17 protein-coding genes are annotated in these 19,255 nt (G+C 37.2%); 10 read left to right on the forward strand and 7 right to left on the reverse strand.

From position 1 onward, the window contains the following. Positions 1–220: 220 nt before the first annotated feature. From ODE14_RS15360 to serS, 10 genes are all read left to right on the forward strand, one after another. Positions 221–2,368 (forward strand): peptidylprolyl isomerase, encoded by a 2,148-nt coding sequence (locus ODE14_RS15360; protein WP_263602059.1) that lies wholly within the window; start codon positions 221–223, stop codon positions 2,366–2,368. 122 nt (positions 2,369–2,490) lie between these two features. After that, entirely contained in the window at positions 2,491–3,441 is a 951-nt protein-coding gene (locus tag ODE14_RS15365) for an MlaD family protein (RefSeq protein WP_248388937.1), read from the forward strand. 11 nt (positions 3,442–3,452) lie between these two features. Beyond that, the gene (locus ODE14_RS15370; RefSeq protein ID WP_263602060.1) at positions 3,453–4,790 is read left to right on the forward strand and encodes a 4Fe-4S dicluster domain-containing protein; all 1,338 of its coding nucleotides are present in this window, start codon (positions 3,453–3,455) and stop codon (positions 4,788–4,790) included. Positions 4,791–4,876: 86 nt separating this feature from the next. Beyond that, the gene (locus ODE14_RS15375) at positions 4,877–5,662 is read left to right on the forward strand and encodes a (Fe-S)-binding protein (RefSeq protein WP_248388933.1); all 786 of its coding nucleotides are present in this window, start codon (positions 4,877–4,879) and stop codon (positions 5,660–5,662) included. 31 nt (positions 5,663–5,693) lie between these two features. Next, complete coding sequence (locus ODE14_RS15380; protein ID WP_263602061.1) at positions 5,694–6,833, forward strand: hypothetical protein; 1,140 nt, start codon at positions 5,694–5,696, stop codon at positions 6,831–6,833. Positions 6,834–6,858: 25 nt separating this feature from the next. Then, entirely contained in the window at positions 6,859–7,347 is a 489-nt protein-coding gene (locus ODE14_RS15385) for a hypothetical protein (RefSeq protein WP_263602062.1), read from the forward strand. A gap of 103 nt (positions 7,348–7,450) precedes the next feature. Next, positions 7,451–8,587, forward strand: a complete 1,137-nt coding sequence (locus ODE14_RS15390; protein WP_263602063.1) for a glycosyltransferase — start codon at positions 7,451–7,453, stop codon at positions 8,585–8,587. Position 8,588: 1 nt separating this feature from the next. Continuing rightward, positions 8,589–9,842 carry a lipopolysaccharide biosynthesis protein gene (locus ODE14_RS15395; protein ID WP_263602064.1) on the forward strand — a complete coding sequence of 418 codons (1,254 nt, stop codon included), beginning with the start codon at positions 8,589–8,591 and terminating at the stop codon, positions 9,840–9,842. 128 nt (positions 9,843–9,970) lie between these two features. Then, positions 9,971–10,474: a hypothetical protein gene (locus ODE14_RS15400; protein WP_263602065.1), complete on the forward strand. Its 504-nt coding sequence runs from the start codon at positions 9,971–9,973 to the stop codon at positions 10,472–10,474. Positions 10,475–10,541: 67 nt separating this feature from the next. Beyond that, positions 10,542–11,822 carry a serine--tRNA ligase gene (gene serS / locus ODE14_RS15405; RefSeq protein ID WP_263602066.1) on the forward strand — a complete coding sequence of 427 codons (1,281 nt, stop codon included), beginning with the start codon at positions 10,542–10,544 and terminating at the stop codon, positions 11,820–11,822. Positions 11,823–11,884: 62 nt separating this feature from the next. On the opposite strand, the gene ODE14_RS15410 is transcribed toward serS, so the two are convergent. The 7 genes from ODE14_RS15410 to ccoN all read right to left on the reverse strand — a co-directional run bounded on the left by ODE14_RS15410 (position 11,885) and on the right by ccoN (position 19,254). Next, a complete protein-coding gene (locus ODE14_RS15410) occupies positions 11,885–12,817 on the reverse strand; it encodes a T9SS type A sorting domain-containing protein (RefSeq protein ID WP_263602067.1) in 933 nt (310 codons plus the stop codon). Positions 12,818–13,051: 234 nt separating this feature from the next. Continuing rightward, complete coding sequence (locus tag ODE14_RS15415) at positions 13,052–13,819, reverse strand: sulfite exporter TauE/SafE family protein (protein WP_248388917.1); 768 nt, start codon at positions 13,817–13,819, stop codon at positions 13,052–13,054. Continuing rightward, positions 13,810–14,262, reverse strand: coding sequence for a FixH family protein (locus ODE14_RS15420; RefSeq protein ID WP_263602068.1), 453 nt, complete (start codon positions 14,260–14,262; stop codon positions 13,810–13,812). Before ODE14_RS15420 ends, ODE14_RS15415 begins: the two co-directional genes overlap by 10 nt. Before the next feature lie 64 nt (positions 14,263–14,326). Then, positions 14,327–15,781: a cytochrome c oxidase accessory protein CcoG gene (gene ccoG / locus ODE14_RS15425; protein WP_263602069.1), complete on the reverse strand. Its 1,455-nt coding sequence runs from the start codon at positions 15,779–15,781 to the stop codon at positions 14,327–14,329. Positions 15,782–15,879: 98 nt separating this feature from the next. Continuing rightward, positions 15,880–16,761 carry a cbb3-type cytochrome c oxidase N-terminal domain-containing protein gene (locus ODE14_RS15430; protein WP_248388911.1) on the reverse strand — a complete coding sequence of 294 codons (882 nt, stop codon included), beginning with the start codon at positions 16,759–16,761 and terminating at the stop codon, positions 15,880–15,882. A gap of 9 nt (positions 16,762–16,770) precedes the next feature. Continuing rightward, the gene (locus ODE14_RS15435; protein WP_248388909.1) at positions 16,771–16,974 is read right to left on the reverse strand and encodes a cbb3-type cytochrome oxidase subunit 3; all 204 of its coding nucleotides are present in this window, start codon (positions 16,972–16,974) and stop codon (positions 16,771–16,773) included. A 21-nt stretch (positions 16,975–16,995) separates the two neighbouring features. Beyond that, positions 16,996–19,254: a cytochrome-c oxidase, cbb3-type subunit I gene (ccoN, locus tag ODE14_RS15440; protein WP_248388907.1), complete on the reverse strand. Its 2,259-nt coding sequence runs from the start codon at positions 19,252–19,254 to the stop codon at positions 16,996–16,998. Position 19,255: the final 1 nt, after the last annotated feature.

Genomic DNA, 19,255 nt, shown 5'->3' on the forward strand with positions numbered 1-19,255 from the left:
TTAAAGTAAAACTTTACAATATGTGCTAAAAGTCATATTGTATATAATATGTCCTTTTATGACACAAGACCTGTGCCATTTGTTTTTTGCTAAAAAATACGGTCAAAATTTCCTTTTTTAGAAAAATTAAATTTTAAAAATTAAAATAAAGAACTAGGATTTCCGTAATTTCTTAAAAATGTGTATTTTCGCAACCTGATAAAAAACTATAATTTATATAATGGCAATTTTAGGACAAATTAGGAGTAGACCTTGGCTTTTGATGGGAGTAATTGCACTGGCGCTTTTGGCGTTCCTTGTAAACCCAGACAGTATCGAAAAGGTTTTCGGTAAAAATCCTGATGTTTTAGGAAAAGTAAATGGTGAGAAAATTACCCGTGAAGAGTTTAACGACCAGCTTTTCGTACTGCAGCAGCAGGCAGATCAGCAGGGGCAGCCGAAGACCGGTCTTGAAGAGCAGGCTTGGCAGTTGCTGGTACAGTCTAAACTCATCAAACAACAATTCGAGAAAATGGGCTTCGAAATGACGGAAGATTATTTCTGGAATCAACTTCAGTATGATCAGATGTTTGCTCAGCAGAAGCAGTTTTTCGACGAAAAAGGAAACTTCAAAACCCAGGAGCTTAAAAAACAGATTGAAGATATGAAAGCTGGTTCGCCGGAAGGATACAACCAGTGGATGAAAAGCAGAAAATCTATTGAATACAGATTGATGGCGAGACAGGTTTTTGCTAATATTTCCCAGGGAATCACAACCGGGAAAAAAGAAGCAGAAGCTTTAATGAAGCAGAGAGATCAGCTGGCTGATATCGATTTCGTAAAGATTGATTATGCAACTTATCTTCAGAAAAATAATATTAAAGTTACCACTGAAGATCTTGCCAATTATATCAAGCAGCATCCTGTAATGTTCAAAGCTGAAGAAAGCAGAAACATCGGAGTGGTTTATTTCCCTTCCCAGCCAAGTGCAGCGGATGATGCCGCCACGCAGAAAGAAATCAACAAATTATTCTCTGCAGGAACGGATGCAAGCGGCGGTACGGAAAATTTCCAGAATACAAAGAATGATTCTATGTTTGTGATGGCCAATTCCGATATGCCTTACAATCCTCAGTATCTGAAACCAAATCAGTTGCCGCAGACTATTCAGGCGCAGATTCCATCTGCTGCTATCGGACAGACTTTCGGTCCTTATAAAGAACAAAATTTCTATGTAGTGTCTAAACTTTTAGACAAAAAGACATCTGACTCTACTTTATCAAGACATATTCTTATTGCTTTTAAAGGAAGCCCGGCGGGAGAGGGTGTTACTAGATCCAAAGAACAGGCTAAAAAACTGGCGGATTCTATTGGTGCAATTGTAAAAGCTAATCCAGGGAAATTTACAGAATTCTTGAAATTATCAAACGACCCGAATTCAGCAGCGCAGGGAGGAAGTCTTGGATGGACAACTCCGGAAACGCCTTTCGTACCGGAATTCCTTACCTACCTTGCTAACAATCCTAAAGGAGCAACAGGAGTGGTAGAAACTCAGTTCGGATATCATATCATCAATATCGAAGATAAAAAGCCGGGTGCAATGAGCTATAAAGTTGCCAATCTTGTAAAAGCAGTAAAGCCTTCTGATGCTACCGAAGCAGATGTAAACAAAAAAGCCAGCAGATTCGTTCAGCAGGTTCAGGGAAAATCGTTTAACGATTTCGTAAATATTGCTAAGAAAGCAAACTATCAGTTCTCAAATCCTAAGCAGGCAAAAAGATTTGATGGTCAGCTTCAAGGTTTAGGAACAGAAAAAGATCCTGAAATCCTTGCATGGGCATTTGATAAAAAGAGAGAAAAAGGTGATACCGAGCTGTTTACCGTGGACGGAACAGGAGACAAAATCGTAGTATACCTGAACGGGAAGCAGGAAAAAGGTTCTGCAGATCCTGAATCTGTGAGAGACCAGATTGAAGTAGTAGTGAAAAATAAACTTGCTGCAAAGCAGATTTCTGAGAAAATCGGAAAAGCTGGAAGCCTGGATCAGATTGCTAAGCAATTCGGAACTACAAAACAGTCTGCACAGGTTAATCTTTTAAATCCTTCAGTAGCTGGTTCTATGGAACCTAAAGTTGCAGGAGCGGCGTTCGGAGTAGCAAAAGGAAAAATTTCTAATCCGGTTGAAGGCGGAACAGGTGTTTACGTTTTGGTGAAAAAGAATGAGACGGTAAACAAGCAACCTGGAGATCTTAAACAATTCACAGAATCTGTTACCCAGAGAAATTCAGGAATGTTCGGGCAGGCTTGGCTGAAAAGCTTACAGGACAATGCTGATATCAAAGACTACAGAATTGAAATCTGGAATAAATTAGGCACTCAACAGCAATAAAATTATTTTCATAAAGATAAAAAGCGGCAAAGTTTTTGCCGCTTCTTTTGTGTTTAACGCGGAGCAATAAAGAAAAACATTCATTTAAATGTATTATATTTGCTCATAGAAAAATTTAGCAAGTGAAGTTCAGTAAAGAATTAAAAGCTGGGATAATCGCATTGATAGCCATTGTAGGCTTTGTGATACTTTTCCAATTTATGAAAGGCAGAAGCCTTTTTACTACCGATAATATATTTTACGCAAAATATGATAACGTGGAAGGGCTCGCCCAGTCTGCACCGGTTTCCATTAACGGATTAAAAGTAGGGCAGGTGGATAAGATCATTCCCAATACTTCCAAAGACGGGAAAATTGATTTCCTGGTGAAAATTACGGTTGACAATAATTTTGAATTTTCAAAAAACTCAACACTTGAGATTTTCGAGCCAGGCTTAATGTCCGGAAAAGAAATGAGAATCAACCTGATGTACGGAGGTCCCACGGCTAAAGACGGAGATACTTTAAAAGGAGCATTTAAGCTCGGAACTTTAGGGAGTCTTTCTTCTCAGGTAGGCCCTGTTAAAGATCAGCTGCAGACCGTTTTGTATAGAGTAGATTCTTTAATGTCTAGTGCAAACCAGGTGGTAAATGCCCAAAATAGAGAAGAAATCAGATTGTTGCTGGCCAATCTTAATAAAACAGTGGCTGCTCTGCAAACCACAGCAGGAAGTGTGAACAGTCTTGTAGGGCATAACGATCCTAAGCTCCAGAAAGTTTTGGATGACGCAAGCCTTACCATGCAAAGCGGTAAAGTAACCTTGGATAAATACGGTAATCTTGCAGAAAGTATTGATACACAAAAACTGAATGCTACAATTGCTAATCTTGATGCTACTGTAGGAAAGCTTAATGAAGTAGTAGCCGGAATAAATAACGGACAGGGAAGTTTAGGAAAACTGATGAAAGATGAGGAATTGTACAATAATCTAAATTCTGCATCCACCAACCTGAATTCATTAATTGAAGATGTGAAGGCAAATCCTAAGAGGTATGTTAATTTTTCAGTATTCGGGAAAAATAGTAAAGACTAATAAATAAATCCATGCAATATATCGCTCATATTATTTTTCTGATTTTATTAATTGTGGGTTTTGGCCTCTTCGCAAAAAGCTTGCAAAAGATTTATAGAAATATCAGATTAGGACGTGAAATCAACCGTAGCGACAGAAAGGGTGAACGCTGGGAAACCATGGTTAGGGTGGCAATGGGGCAAAGCAAAATGACAAAACGCCCTGTAGCAGGAATTCTGCACCTTTTTGTATATGTCGGTTTTATTATTATCAATTTTGAACTTATAGAAATTGTTGTTGACGGGATTTTCGGAACGCATAGATTTTTGGCAGCAATCTTCGGAAATACCTTCTACAGCTATTTTACAGCAACATTGGAAGTGCTGGCATTATTGGTTATAATCGGGGTTGTAATATTCTTTATCAGAAGAAATTTTTACGGAGTAAAAAGGCTTACTATGAAAGAACTTTTCGGATGGCCTAAGGAAGATGCCAACTGGATTCTTATCATTGAGTTTGCTCTTATGGTTGCTTTCTTTACTATGAATGCTTCAGACTCTATTCTTCAGGCAAGAGGGTACGATCATTTTGCTCGTCTTGGATCATTTCCGATTAGTCAGATTACCTTTGTGCCTTTTTTAGAAGTTTTCAGTTTTGATAACGGATTCTTATTCGGTATTGAAAGAGCTGCATGGTGGTTTCACTTTGTAGGCATCCTGTTCTTTATGAATTATCTTTATTATTCAAAACATTTACACATTATTTTAGCTTTTCCAAGTACTTGGTATGCCAATCTGGAGAAGAAAGGAAAATTCAATAATCTGGATTCCGTTACTCAGGAAATCAAATTAATGATGGATCCGAATGCAGACCCATATGCTGCTCCGGCCGGAGGTGATGCAGAAGCTCCTTCGAAATTCGGGGCGGAAGATATTTTTGACCTTAATCAGGTACAGTTATTAAATGCGTATTCCTGTACGGAATGTGGCCGTTGTACTGCTGTTTGTCCGGCAAATATTACCGGTAAAAAACTTTCTCCAAGGTTAATTTTAATGAAAACCCGGGACCGTCTTGAAGAGGTAGGGAGAAACATAGATAAAAACGGGAAGTTTGAAGATGATGGTAAAAAGCTGTTGAACGATTACATTACCAAAGAAGAACTTTGGGCATGTACTACTTGTAATGCTTGTACAGAAGCATGTCCGGTGTTGCTTGATCCGCTTTCCATTATTTTTGATATGAGAAGGTTTCTGGTAATGGAACAGTCTGCTGCTCCTCAGGAATTGAATCTTATGATGGCCAATGTAGAAAACAATGCTGCTCCTTGGCAATACAACCAGGCGGACCGTCTGAATTGGGCAAAAGATTAATTAATCAATTATATAATTTGAGAATTTGAGACTGAGTTATTGCATTTTCAAATTTTCAGATTCTCACATTTTTCAAATTGAAAGAGATGGATTTCAATATAAAAACAATGGCAGAATATGCTGCCGAAGGTAAATCACCCGAAGTTCTGTTCTGGGTAGGCTGTGCCGGGAGTTTTGACGACCGTGCCAAGAAAATAACGAAAGCATTTTGTAAAATTTTAAATAAAATCGGGGTTGAATTCGCTGTTTTAGGACAGGAGGAAAGCTGTACCGGAGATCCGGCAAAACGCGCCGGAAATGAATTCGTCTTCCAGATGATGGCTTTAACGAATATTGAAGTTCTTAATGCTTATGAAGTTAAAAAAATTGTTACGGCTTGTCCGCATTGCTTTAATACCCTTAAAAACGAATATCCAAGCCTGGGTGGAAACTATGAAGTTATTCATCACACGCAGTTTCTCAGAAACCTGATGGAAGAAGGAAGGCTGAAAATTGAAGGCGGGGCTTTCAGAGGAAAAAAGATTACTTTCCATGACCCATGTTATCTGGGACGGGCAAATGATGAATACGAAGCGCCCAGAGCTTTGCTGGAAAAGCTGGATGCTGAACTCGTAGAAATGAAACGCTGCAAAACAAACGGATTATGTTGTGGTGCAGGAGGAGCTCAAATGTTTAAAGAGCCGGAAAAAGGAAATAAAGATATTAATATTGAACGTACGGAAGAGGCTTTGTCTTTTGAACCTAAAGTCATTGCAACCGGATGCCCTTTCTGCAATACCATGATGACAGATGGCGTGAAACATTTTAATAAAAATCACGAAGTTGCCGTAAAAGATATTGTAGAACTGTTGGCTGAAGCTGAAGATTTATAAAATTCTGAGCAATTTTAACGAATAGCATTCCATGAAAACAGGATGGCGAATTTCCTTTTTTTTCATAATCATCATTATTGCTGTACTGAGCTTCTGGAATTATAAAAACAGGGTTTACGATTGGGATATGCCTGGCTATATAGGAAGTCTCTATACCCTGAAGTTTCCGGATGCACCGGATACAATTCGTAAACTTACCTACAGCGAAATACAAAAAAAAGCTCCTGAAGACCAGTTCAGGGATATTTTAGGAATACAAAAGCCTGCCGATAATGCCCGACAGGCTTTTGCTAATAATACACGTGCCTTCATGGAACAGTTGCCTTATTATCAGATAAAAGTAGGGTATAATCTGGGAATTCTTTTTCTCTATCAATTAGGTCTTTCTTCGCCGGATGCGGTCCTTTTCTTAAGTATAATTTCCTATTTTATTTCCGGATTACTTTTATTTTATATTATAAGAATTATTTTCCCTGAAAACTATATTCTCACAGGAGTACTGACTATTTCAATCATGCTATTGCCTCCCATGACTTTTATGGCCAGAGTAGCCACACCGGATATGTTCGTTTTACAATTTCTGTTGATCTTTATGATGGGTATAATCAAACAATGGAAAAAGTGGACTATGTTTTCAGTTCTTTTTGCCATTACTTTTATCAGACCTGATTATATACCCTTTACATTAAGTTATCTGGCAGTAGCAGGTATTTATGGATATTTAAACAATAAAAAAATAGAAATAGCTTTTATATTACAAAGCATCATTCTTTTTACTTTATATGTATCGATCACAAATTTTTATGGTTATCCCGGTTGGAAACATCTTTTTTATGATACCTTCATCTACAGGCGTGAATTTATTTCCGGATCACCGCCGGATTTCAGCATTAACGATTATCTTGCCATAATTTTCACCAAAATTATTTACTTTAAGAAAGTTACTATAACGTCCGTAGGACTTCTCATATTAACGTTTTATCTTTCTAAAGATTTATGGATCAGAACACTTGCTGTCTTTTTTCTAATTAATATTTATATTAAATTCCTGTTTTTCCCCCATTCATCAGGATTAAGGTTTTTCTTCGGATATATTATTTTGTTAATCATCCTTTTTCTATATGTATTGAGTAAAAAGTATAATGGGTTCAAACTCAGGAAAATTGCGTAATTTTGAATTTTAAAATGTATCAGACATGAAGATTGAAGAATCAAATATTGTAGAGACCAACGATTACAGAGTTATCATATATCCCGCATCCAGGCCTTTTGAGACAAAAGAGGCAAAAATAATTACAGAAAAGCTTTTTGATTTTCTGTCCACTTGGGCTGCGCACGGAAAACCGCTCTCATCATCGTTTAAGATTGAAAAGAATCAGTTTATTGTTATTTGTGTAGACGAAGAGAAAGAAATGGCTTCAGGATGCAGCATCGATGCATTGGGAAAAATAATGAAAGAAATTGATGATGAATACCATCTGGGTCTTTTCGACAGAATGAAAGCAAGCTTCATCGAAAATGGTGAAGTAAAAACGTTGAAACTTATTGATTTTAAAACGAAAATAAGAAGCGGAGAGATTTCTAAAGACATACAGGTTTTTGACTTTTCAAAAAATACCTATCTCGAATTTTTAGGAAATTTTCTTCTGCCCTTTGAAAGAAGCTGGGCCGCATCTATTAAATAAAATCCCGATTAATTGAATAAACAAAAAGTGGAAAACTTCCACTTTTTTTGCTTTAGTTATATTTGTGAAATTTAAATATAAAAGATCCTATTAATTATCCCGGATGAAAGTATCTAAACTCCTTTTTTTAACAACCGCTCACAGACATGATGATGACAGGATATTCTATCATCAGGCCAAAGCATTGAAAGAACAAGGATATGAGGTAAAAATCTGCAGTCTTTCATCAGAATTTCAGGGCACGGTTGAAGGGATTGAAATAGAATCCTATGCCGTCCTGGAAAGAAGTGTTTCTGAAAAGAAGAAGATTCTGGAAAAAATGTGCATCGCGTATCAGCCGGACGCTGTCATCTGCTCGGAACCTTTAGCCGTAATAGCAGCAAAAAGCATCAGAAAGAATAAAAATATAAGTATTATCTATGATGTCACGGAATGGTATCCATCCATGAGGATGGTAGAAAGATTTTCTTTTCCATTCAACCTTATTCATGCAATAAAGTTTTTTCTTATTCAGTTATATGCGGGATGGATCAGCACCCATTATATTTTCGGAGAAAACACAAAGAAGTTTCCTCTGGCGTATTTCTTTCCGTTTAAAAAATCAATAGTGTTACCCTATTATCCGGATAATATTTATATTAGGCAACATATTAAAAGCCTGGATTCGGACAAAATAACACTCTGCTACACGGGACAGTTTTCTGAGGAAAAAGGAATCGGTAATTTTTTTGCCGCGGCAGATAGTCTGAAAAAAAAAGCACCTGACCTTAAGATCTCAATCCTTTTAATTGGCGGTTCCAGAAAAGAAAAAGACGAAAAATATTTTTCTGGACTGGTAAAAAAATACCATTTTGAAAATCTCAGAATAGAAAAGCCGGCATCTTTTGAAACCTTTACGGAAGCTTATGCTGATGCAGATATCTGTTTTGATCTGAGAACCATGAATTACGAAAATCATCATTGTCTGCCGATTAAGATATTTTATTATGCAGCCTCCGGAAAACCTGTAATTTATACGGATTTAAAAGCTACAAGACAGCATGTTGATGTGTCAAAATTCGGGTTTTTGGTTGATCCTGAAAATTCTGAGAGAATTTCAGATATTATTCTGAATTATATCAAGAACCCTAAAATTTATTCGGAGCATGCTCAGAATGCGAGAAAAGAATATGAAACGAAGTATGCCTGGAATGGTATTAAAAATAATTTCGTCAACTTCATCAAAAAATCATTAGCATAAGATGAAGGAGACTATTTTTAAAACTTTTGTTTCCCGGTTTTTAATCCTGATCCTGAATTTCGGGCTGGTAATTTACTCCACCAATATGTGGGGAAGCAGTGGAAAAGGGTTGATATCGATTATCATTGCAGACCTTACCATCATCAGTTTTTTTGCGAATATCTTTGTGGGCAGCAGTATGAGCTATTTTGCAAGAAAATTCAGAACTGAAGAAATCCTGCCTTTTGCTTATCTTTGGGCTGTTATTACGGGAATTCTGATTCCTGTTTTGTTCAGTTCCGGCCATGCTGCAGAATATTCCGGATACCTTATCGGGCTTTCGGTGATGTCTTCACTTCTTACGGCGAATGTAAATTTGTTCGTAGGCCAGCAGAATATCAAAATGTTCAACTTATATACGGTTTTACAGCAACTCGTGCACATCATATTCATCATCATAATTGTTTATTGTATCAAAATTACCTCTGTTAATGCCTATTTCATTGCCCAGATAAGTTGCTTTACGCTACTGTTTTTTATCACTGCCATTCAGTTAATAAAAAAGGCTGATTTTAAAAAAATATTGATCTCAAAGGATATTGGTTTCCAATTGTTTAATTATGGCTGGAAAATACAGTTGAGTACATTTCTACAATTTCTCAATAACAGGCTTTCATTTTATTTTCTTGAATATTTCAGGGGAATTATAAGTGTCGGTGTTTTCTCGGTAGGAATTGCCTTCTCCGAAGCTGTATGGACTGTAAGCAGAAGTCTTTCCGTAGTTCTCTATGCAGATGTGGTAAATGATACGGATTTTAATAGCGCAATCGAAAAAACAAAAATATCCCTGCGCATCAGCTTCCTTATTACCCTTCTGTTTATTTCTATCATGCTGATGATTCCTGCGCACTGGTATGCCATGATTTTCGGTAAAGATTTCGGGGAGACAAAAGAAATTGTTTTGTTGCTTTCGCCCGGTATTTTAGCGATAGCCGTGAGCAATATTATCGGATATTACTTCGCAGGAATTAATAAATTGAGAATTTTAAATGTTAAATCTCTTGCGGGGCTCATCTTTACCATTATCTCGTCGTTTTTTATCATTCCGAAATGGGGAATCAAAGGAGCCTGTATTATAAACTCTGCTTCCTATTGCCTTTCATCGGGAGTTCTTTTCTGGAGGTTTTATCAGATTACCGAATTTCATATTCGTGATTTCATATTGTCCAGAAAAGAAATTCATCTTCTGCTAAAGAAAATTGTGAAAACTCATTGATTAAATTTATCAGAGATTTAAACATTTTTAAAGTTGAATATAATCTAAATACAGGTTACTGTTAATTAATCCTGAAAGCCAATAAAATCAGAGGAAAAATTGAAAATAAGTTTTTATCTTTGCTGTACATGAAGAATATTTTTTTCGGAGTTCTGGTTATTTTTTTTGCTTTCCTAAGTTGCAGGACAGAGGATGATGATTTGCAGAATATCGACCAGATCCTTAATATTTATATGAAAAATACATCCGGGAGAGATCTTTTTAAAAATAAAAAAGATTCTTCTTATTTCACGTATTCAATGAACGATGACAATGGTGCCGCAGATCTTGCTCCTGTCAACAGCAGCCTCCGTGCAACTGCAGATTCCACACTTTTTATTGAATATATTGCAGGCGCAAGAAGAATAGGGATTGATACTTTAAATCCGGATAATAAAATCTATCGTTCTGATATAACAGTTTCTTTGATCAAGAGGTTTAATAATACTGCTTTAGATACTATTGAGGATAAACTTAGAATTGAATACAGAATGACGCCGTCCGTATTCGAAGTCTCGAAAGTATATTATAACGGTACCTTAAGATTTACAAAACAGCCCGGTTCCCCGAATGTTGTTACAATCGTAAAATAATTTTATACATTTGCAAAACTGTTGACATTCTGATGTTCAACATTCTAATAACTAACATCTAAATAAAATGTTACAAGTCAATTTTTTGCGCGACAACAAAGAGCGCGTTTTAGAGGGTCTTAAGAAAAGACAATTCAGGAATCTTGAGTTGGTGGATCAGGCTATTGCTACCGATGACGAAAGAAGAAAAATTCAGTTCGAACTGGATTCCCAGCTTTCCGAAAGCAATAAAATTTCCAAGGAAATCGGACTTTTGATGAAAGAGGGAAAAAGAGAAGAAGCCGAATCTGCAAAATCTAAAACAGCACAGCTCAAAGAGTCTACGTCCGAATTGAAATTACAATTAGATGTCAGAGAAAAAGAATTGATCAATATTCTATACCAGCTTCCGAATATTCCTCATGAACAAGTGAAGAGTGGTGCTTCTGCAGATGATAACGAGGTTATTTACCAGTCTCACGATGTTGAAGGTCTTGGAGAAGGAGCGATCCCTCACTGGGAACTGGCAAAAAAATACAACCTAATTGATTTTGAGCTTGGGGTGAAAATTGCCGGTGCAGGTTTTCCGGTTTACTTAGGAAAAGGAGCACGTTTGCAGAGAGCGCTGGTTCAGTATTTTCTTGATAAAAACGTAGAAAAAGGATATATGGAGGTCAATCCTCCTCACGTGATAAACGAAGCTTCCGGATACGGAACAGGTCAGCTGCCGGACAAAGAAGGACAGATGTATGAGATTGCTAATAATACAACCTCTGAAACATTATTTTTAATTCCTACAGCAGAAGTACCGGTTACCAATCTGTACAGGGATGTATTATTCGAGGAAAAGGATTTACCTGTAAAGAATACAGCTTTTTCTCAGTGCTACAGAAGAGAGGCGGGAAGTTATGGTGCTCACGTAAGAGGACTGAACCGTCTTCATCAGTTTGAAAAAGTAGAAATTGTAAGAATTGAAAAGCCAGAAAATTCTTATGCGGTCTTAGAAGAAATGGTAGAACATATTAAAGAAATTCTGAGTGATCTTGAACTTCCTTACAGAGTGTTAAGACTTTGCGGCGGAGACACCGGTTTTGCTTCTGCCATGACCTACGACTTCGAAGTCTGGAGTGCTGCCCAGGAGAAATGGCTGGAGGTGAGCTCGGTTTCCAATTTTGAAACCTTCCAGGCGAACAGATTAAAATGCCGTTACAAAACAGACGGAAAGTCCCAGCTTGTACATACCTTAAACGGATCTGCAATGGCGTTACCGAGAATTATGGCTGCTTTGCTGGAAAACAATCAGACAGAGGATGGAATTAAGCTTCCAAAAAAGATTGCAGAATATGCGAGATTTGATGTGATAAACTAATCAAAAAATAAAAACCACTGATATTCAGTGGTTTTTTTATTCAATAGTATTTACCTATTTTTTTACTCCTTAATAAATTTTGTTGAAGCTGAATTTCCGTTTTTATCGATTGTTTGTAAAATATAATTTCCTTTTGCCAATCCGGATACATTGATTTGTGGGATCTTAACTGAATTTTTCTGGGAATAGACTTTTTGTCCAACTAAATTGAAAATATTCAATTCCATAATATCATTATCAGATTTTACATACAGCTGATCTTTTACCGGGTTAGGGTAAACTGATGTTCCTCCATTGATCTCAACAGACTTTACCCCTAAAGTACCTGCGGAACTAATTTTCACATAAGAAAAATTTCCCTGCAATACACTTGTAGAGCTGGACCAGCATGATGTGAATAAGCTTCCATATCCTGTTGCGCTTGTTCCTACCGCCTGGTTTGAGGTTGATGTACCGTTGCTTCCGGTATGCCGTATTTCAATAACCAGATTGCTACCTGTGTAAAGATAAGGAGTGGTGAAAGTAATATCAAAGCTGAATGTATTGTTATTTGCCACTGAACCGGCTGGTATTGAAAGGCTTCCGGACCGAACCTGTGTCTGAGTTCCTACAACGTTTGCTGCAAAATTTAGCTGTGCGTTGGCAGGATTTACACCATCACTAAGATAAATCTGATAATCAGGATAAGTAATATTAGAAGCAGGCCATGATGAAGCTGCCGTACTCGGTATTTTGAACGATATTGATGAAAGGTACTTCCCCGATAAAGTAGTCAATTGTGTATCATCAATAACCATTTGATATGTTCTCGTAGAATTGGCAAAAGGACCTGTAAAGGTACTTACAACCGTTAAATCGGGAACTGTTACCGAAGTTTGGGCTTTTACTCCCGAATAAGTAAAAAATAAACCTGCTGCGAATGCGAGCGTTGTTGTTGTTCTTGAATTTAGCCATTTTGATGGCTCAAATTTCGTAAAAAGTAGTTTTATAAGCATATATTAAATTTTTAGTTACGATAAAGGTACAAAATTGATTTTGCAATAAAATCGCATTTAATAAATAATGTTAGTAATATTTTTAAATTTTTTATATAATTGTTTTATAAATAAATTGTTATATGCGTGATCTTTATAATTAGTGGTTAATTTGGTCCTTTCAGAGTTATAATTAAAAGCCCTCTGGATAGGCTCCAAAGGGCTTAATCTTTTAAATTTAGCTTTTATTCACTACTAATGACAATTCGTATTATCGTGATTGTGTGTATTATGATCCCCCGGCAAATGACAGTCTCCCTGTTTGTCTTTTGAGATCGTCATTGCTTCTGCTCTTGGAGAGAGATAAGGAATTCCGAGCTCAAGACCTCTTACAATAAACAGACCTCCTAAGATAATCATCACCACCGGAATCATCTTTAATATTTTTATCCGGAAAGCCTGGTTCATAAGATTTCCTAAAAGAACGACCGTAAACATAAACGGGAGGGTTCCTAATCCAAAAAGAGCCATATATAAAGCGCCCTGCCATATTCCCCCACTTGCAAGGCTTGCGGTTAATGCCATGTAAACCATTCCGCAGGGTAAGAAACCATTAAGAATTCCTGTTGTAAATCTTGATCGGTAATCTGCTTTTTGTAGCAACCTTCCCAAATTAGATTTTACTTTGAATAAAAATTTAGAAAAGAAAGGAATTTTTGAAGCAAAATCTTTACCTCCGAAAGAAAATACAGCCATTATAATTAATAATATTCCCACGGCAATCGTAAGATATTTCTGGATTCCTGCCATTTCGAAGCCTTCGCCTACAATGCCCAGAATTGCTCCTAAAAATGAATAGGTAAAAATTCTTCCGAACTGGTAAGTAAGATTCTGGAGATAATAATTGGTCGCCTGTTTTTTTGTTAATCCCATTGACAGGGCAATAGGTCCGCACATTCCGATACAGTGAAAACCGGAAGCAAATCCTAAACCTATAGCCGATACAATAAGTGCTATTTCCATATTACATCATAATCTATTCTGTAATCTGTTTTATCTTTAGTCCAGTTTAATCGTAATGTATAATTTCCCATTTTTAATACCTGAGCAGGTATTATAAATGATTTGCTGGCATCAAGCTGCACAGATTTTTTTATATCTAAATTCTGATCGTCAGTCCTGTTCAAAACAAATTTTACCGTTGTATTGGAATTGTTATAGTTTGTTGGAAAGGTAATCTTAATCCCATTTTTATCCTGGCTGTAGACTGGTTTTTCCTGCAGATCATCGGCTCTTTTTTTAGCATCAATAACATCCTGATATTTCAGTTCTTCCTCATAATAATTATCAGTTACCATTTCAGAATTTTTTTGGCCGTTCGGGAAAAGGAATAACATCGATAATATGAATGCCATGAATGCCAGTAATGCGATGACTACACCGTGCCCCCAAGTGAATTTTTTCATTTTAAATTAATATATTTTAAAAACCTCAATATTCCGTCAGATGATGATATTGAGGTTTCTGATATTAGAATTGTAGTTTAAAAGGTCCCTCAAAATAGGTTTCGTAAGAATCCACCAGTTTTCCGCTCATATCATAAACACCAATAGTAATATTCTGCTTGGAAAGATTCATTTCACTTTCCGGGAAGCTGATATTAACGGTTCCTTTGGTAATCTTATCCCTATCAACGGTAATTTTACTTGAACCACTGTAAATAACTTCTCCGTGTTTCGGTTCAACTACTTTAATGGTTACAATCTTCTTGTCATTGGTTTTATTAAGGAAAGTATAATTGTAGGTATTGGTAATTTTTCCGTCCCTTAAGAAAAATGTACTTCCGGCTGGCTTGATGAATTTTGCTTCCATCTCGCCACGGTTATACAGAAGATATCCAAGGAAACCGGTTAGTAATGCCAGAATTAAGGCAAAGCCCTTCATTCTTCCTGTAAATTTAAATTTGGTCTCGTTTTCGATTTCATTCTCCGTAGCGTACCTGATTAATCCTTTCGGGAGCCCTACTTTTTCCATGACTTCATCACAGGCGTCAATACATGCCGTACAGTTTACGCATTCCAGCTGTTGCCCGTCCCTGATATCAATTCCGGTAGGGCAAACTACCACACACTGATGACAATCGATACAATCTCCTTTTCCGGCTGCTTTTCGGTCTTCTCCTTTTCTCCATTTCGCTCTGTTTTCCCCTCTTTTGAAATCGTAGAAAACATTTACCGTATCCTTATCGATCAAAACACCCTGTAACCTTCCGTAAGGACAAACCAGTGTGCAAACCTGCTCTCTGAACCATGCAAATACAAAGTAAAATGCAGCAGTAAGCAAAATCATTACAATAAAATTGGTTGGATGCGCAAATGGTCCTTCCGAAAGAATCCTGAAAACCTCTTCATATCCTACGATATACATAAACATGAAGTGGGTAATGACAAGTGATATGATAATGTAGATGGTCCACTTCAGACCTCTTTTCCATATCTTTTCGCTGTTCCACTCCTGTCTGTCCAGTTTCATCTGCTTATTTCTGTCTCCTTCAATAGCATATTCTATTTTACGGAAAATCATTTCAAGGAAAATTGTCTGAGGACATATCCACCCGCAGAAAATTCTACCGAAAGCAATCGTAAATACAATAATAAAAATAAGAGATGCAATAGCTCCCAACGTTAGGATGAAAAAATCCTGAGGATAGAAAGGTTGTCCGAAAATGAAAAACTCCCGGTCAATCACATTAAATAAAATCATCGGATTACCATTGATTTTAATAAACGGTACCGAAAAATAAATAAATAATAAAATACAGCTCACAAGATACCTGTAATTGGTATACTTTCCTTTAGGCTTTCTGGGATAGACCCATTTTCTTTTTCCGGACTGATCCATGGTGCCTATAGAATCTCTGTAAGTTTCAGGGTCCAGAACCTGGCCCTGTCCGCCGCGTACTTCTATTTCTTCTATGTCTGACATATGTACTGGTATTTAAAAAAGAAAAAACATAATTCGTTACTATTTTTAAGGTAATAACAAATTATGTTTTTCATATGTTTCTAATTTTTTTGTTAAAATTATTCTTTCTCCCAGTGTGCTTCAGTTCCCTGAGGTGCTGCACCACCCTGAGCTGGTGTCACCGGAGGCAATTCCTGGTTGATGTGGTATACATATGCTGCAATCTTTTCAATTTCAGCACCGGAAACTTCCCCGTTCTTACCGAATGCTCTCATCGCAGGATTTGTAGGAGATCCGTTCCAGTCCATATGGAATACGTTTTTAAATAACGTTTTCTCAGGCTGGTTGATCCAATATTGATCCGTAAGGTTTGGACCGATACCGCCACTACCGTCTTCTTTATGACAAGATGCACAGTTCGTTTTAAAGAGCTCTTTACCCTCTGCAATATTATCTGCTGAATATTTAGCTGTTTCAATTGTTACAGGCGGCTGAGTTTCTTCGTATTTCTTGATGCTTGCAAGCTGTTCTTTATATTCTTTCTCATATTCTGTCAATGGATGAGCAAAATCTGTGAAAGAGTATGCTGCAACATACACAATACAAAAAGCGGTCCCAAAATAGAACAAACCTACCCACCATTTCGGTAATTGGTTGTCCAATTCCATAATCCCGTCGAAGCCGTGATCGATAAGGATATCTTTCTCTTCGGCGGCAGATTGTTTTTTAAATGCTGCATTATATAACCTTATAAAATAAGGAACTTTTTTCTCTGCTAAATAAGCTGCTTTTTCTTCAGGAGATAATTTTTTGAATTTATTGTTTTCAATAAGATCTCCGATCGCGCTGTGTATGTATGCCAGAATACCTGCAATCACAACAGTTCCCCAGAAGTAAGGCGAGCCTAGAAACTCATAGCTCTGTACAAACAGATAATAAAAAACTATTAAAAGTCCGATTATTATTAAGATGTTTACAAAAACCGGTGTTCTTTGTTTCATAATAAGTTGTTAATTTTTTAAATTAAAATTATCATCATCCTGGTCATCACTCAGAGGAGCTTCTTCTTCTTCCTTGTAATATTTTTTAGGTCTGCTGAAAACATATATTACAAGTGCTACGAAGAACAGCATAAAGAAAATCAGAGCCAAAGTCTGGTAAAAGCCAGCATTGTCGGTATTGGATAATATGTCTTTAAAGTTCTGAGGTATCATGATGGAACTTTTTTTTTAATGTTAGTTATTACTTGCTGTTTTGATTTCCGTTGTTTTGATATCCGTTCCTAATCTCTGAAGGTAAGAAATAAGAGCTACAATCTCTTTTTTCTCCAATTCACCTTTAGGTCTCTTTGCATAGGCATCTTTAAGATCCGGTGCTTCAGACATAATATCTCTTACAATCTTCGTTGCCTGGTTATTGGCCCATGAGTTGGCGGAATCTATCTCAGCTTTGGTGTAAGGAACTTCAAATGCACTCTTCATCAGCTTCATTTTATCTACCATTTTAGATCTGTCAAGATCAGTAGCAATTAGCCAAGGGTAACGAGGCATGATAGAACCTGCTGAAGTAGATCTTGGGTTATACATGTGCTTATAGTGCCAAGAACTTGGGTTTTTACCACCTTCTCTGTGCAGATCCGGTCCGGTTCTTTTAGATCCCCAAAGGAACGGTCTGTCATATACGAATTCTCCCGCTTTGGAATACTGTCCGTTTTTACCGTTGAATCTTACAATCTCATCTCTGAATGGTCTTACCATCTGAGAGTGACATGCATTACATCCTTCTCTGATATAAATATCTCTACCTTCCAGCTCCAGTGGAGAATATGGCTTCACTGCTGAAATGGTTGGTACACTTTTCTTAAGCGATAGGGTAGGAATAATTTCCACCATACTACCGATAGAGATGGTTAGTAAAGACAAGATACCCATCAATACAGGAGTTCTTTCCAGCCAAAGGTGAGTTCCTTCTCCTTCTTTACGCTTTTTGCTGATGTTCGCTAAAGCCGGAGCTTCTGCAGGTACATCTTTCTGGAATGATCCTTTTCTTACCGTAGCAATTAAGTTTACCACCATTAAAATAGCTCCTGAAAGATAAAATAATCCTCCTACGAATCTCATTTTAAAATAAGGAATAATTGCCGTTACAGTATCCAGCCAGTTTTTCCATACTAAGGTTCCGTCCGGGTTGAACTGCTTCCACATTAATCCTTGAGTAAATCCGGAGATATACATTGGTACTGCATAGAAGATGATTCCTAAAGTTCCCAGCCAGAAATGCCAGTTGGCAAGTCTTGTTGAATATAATTTCGTTCTCCATAAGATTGGGATCAGGTAATAGATTACACCGAATGCCATGAAACCATTCCATCCTAATGCACCTAAGTGTACGTGACCGATAACCCAGTCTGTAAAGTGACCGATTTTGTTAATGTTTTTAGTTGCCAATAATGGGCCTTCAAACGTTGCCATACCATAACAAGTTACCGCAACAACGAAGAATTTAAGAATAGGATTTTCTCTTACTTTATCCCAGGCTCCTCTCAAAGTTAGTAATCCGTTCAGCATACCTCCCCAAGATGGTGCAATAAGCATGATAGAGAAACCTGTTCCCACTGCCTGAGCCCAAGCCGGTAAAGCGGTATATTGAAGGTGGTGAGGACCAGCCCAGATATAAACGAAGATTAGTGACCAGAAGTGAATAATCGATAGTTTATACGAGAATACCGGTCTGTCTGCTGCTTTAGGTAAGAAATAATACATTAAACCTAAAACAGGAGTTGTCAGTACGAATGCAACCGCATTGTGACCGTACCACCATTGTACGATAGCATCTTTTACCCCTGCATATGCAGAATAAGATTTCCATCCTGTGAAAGATAGAGGAACCTCAAGGTTGTTGAAAATATGAAGCATCGCTACGGCAATCCATGTTCCAACATAGAACCAGATGGCAACATATAAATGTCTTACTCGTCTTTTAGCTATCGTTAAGAACATATTAGCCCCGAAAATCACCCATGAGATGGTAATTAAAATATCAATCGGCCATTCGTGTTCTGCATATTCTTTGGATGTGTTAATCCCCATGAAGAACGTAACATACGTTACAAGGATCATGATCTGCCATGTCCAGAAGTGGATCCAGGACAGGGTGTCACTGTACATTCTTGTTTTCAGTAATCGCTGTAAGGAATAATATACTCCTACATAAACAACATTCATTACGAATGCAAAAATAACAGTACTCGTGTGCAGCATTCTGATTCTCCCGAATCCGAAAGCACCATGCGTTTTTATCAACCCATCGATGCCACCACCTAAACTTTTAATGGTTGTATCGTCCGTTCCGAATAAAAACTCCGGAAGCTCAGGGTAGAAAAGCATTAATGCAGCTGTAAGCCCAAACAAAAACCCTATGATCCCGAAAACGACGGTCGCATAAAGAAATGCCCGGACAATACTGTTGTCATAACTAAACTTTTGTGTTTCCATA

The sequence above is a fragment of the Chryseobacterium sp. PET-29 genome (assembly GCF_025736815.1).
Lineage (GTDB): Bacteria > Bacteroidota > Bacteroidia > Flavobacteriales > Weeksellaceae > Chryseobacterium > Chryseobacterium nepalense.

What these genes read in the sequence shown, in the direction of transcription:
- ODE14_RS15360 (WP_263602059.1), top strand. Translation starts at nt 221, where the DNA reads ATGGCAATTTTAGGACAAATTAGGAGTAGACCTTGGCTTTTGATGGGA.
- ODE14_RS15370 (WP_263602060.1), top strand. Translation starts at nt 3,453, where the DNA reads ATGCAATATATCGCTCATATTATTTTTCTGATTTTATTAATTGTGGGT.
- ODE14_RS15375 (WP_248388933.1), top strand. Translation starts at nt 4,877, where the DNA reads ATGGATTTCAATATAAAAACAATGGCAGAATATGCTGCCGAAGGTAAA.
- ODE14_RS15380 (WP_263602061.1), top strand. Translation starts at nt 5,694, where the DNA reads ATGAAAACAGGATGGCGAATTTCCTTTTTTTTCATAATCATCATTATT.
- ODE14_RS15385 (WP_263602062.1), top strand. Translation starts at nt 6,859, where the DNA reads ATGAAGATTGAAGAATCAAATATTGTAGAGACCAACGATTACAGAGTT.
- ODE14_RS15390 (WP_263602063.1), top strand. Translation starts at nt 7,451, where the DNA reads ATGAAAGTATCTAAACTCCTTTTTTTAACAACCGCTCACAGACATGAT.
- ODE14_RS15395 (WP_263602064.1), top strand. Translation starts at nt 8,589, where the DNA reads ATGAAGGAGACTATTTTTAAAACTTTTGTTTCCCGGTTTTTAATCCTG.
- ODE14_RS15400 (WP_263602065.1), top strand. Translation starts at nt 9,971, where the DNA reads ATGAAGAATATTTTTTTCGGAGTTCTGGTTATTTTTTTTGCTTTCCTA.
- serS (WP_263602066.1), top strand. Translation starts at nt 10,542, where the DNA reads ATGTTACAAGTCAATTTTTTGCGCGACAACAAAGAGCGCGTTTTAGAG.
- ODE14_RS15410 (WP_263602067.1), bottom strand. Translation starts at nt 12,817, where the DNA reads ATGCTTATAAAACTACTTTTTACGAAATTTGAGCCATCAAAATGGCTA.
- ODE14_RS15415 (WP_248388917.1), bottom strand. Translation starts at nt 13,819, where the DNA reads ATGGAAATAGCACTTATTGTATCGGCTATAGGTTTAGGATTTGCTTCC.
- ODE14_RS15420 (WP_263602068.1), bottom strand. Translation starts at nt 14,262, where the DNA reads ATGAAAAAATTCACTTGGGGGCACGGTGTAGTCATCGCATTACTGGCA.
- ccoG (WP_263602069.1), bottom strand. Translation starts at nt 15,781, where the DNA reads ATGTCAGACATAGAAGAAATAGAAGTACGCGGCGGACAGGGCCAGGTT.
- ODE14_RS15430 (WP_248388911.1), bottom strand. Translation starts at nt 16,761, where the DNA reads ATGAAACAAAGAACACCGGTTTTTGTAAACATCTTAATAATAATCGGA.
- ODE14_RS15435 (WP_248388909.1), bottom strand. Translation starts at nt 16,974, where the DNA reads ATGATACCTCAGAACTTTAAAGACATATTATCCAATACCGACAATGCT.
- ccoN (WP_248388907.1), bottom strand. Translation starts at nt 19,254, where the DNA reads ATGGAAACACAAAAGTTTAGTTATGACAACAGTATTGTCCGGGCATTT.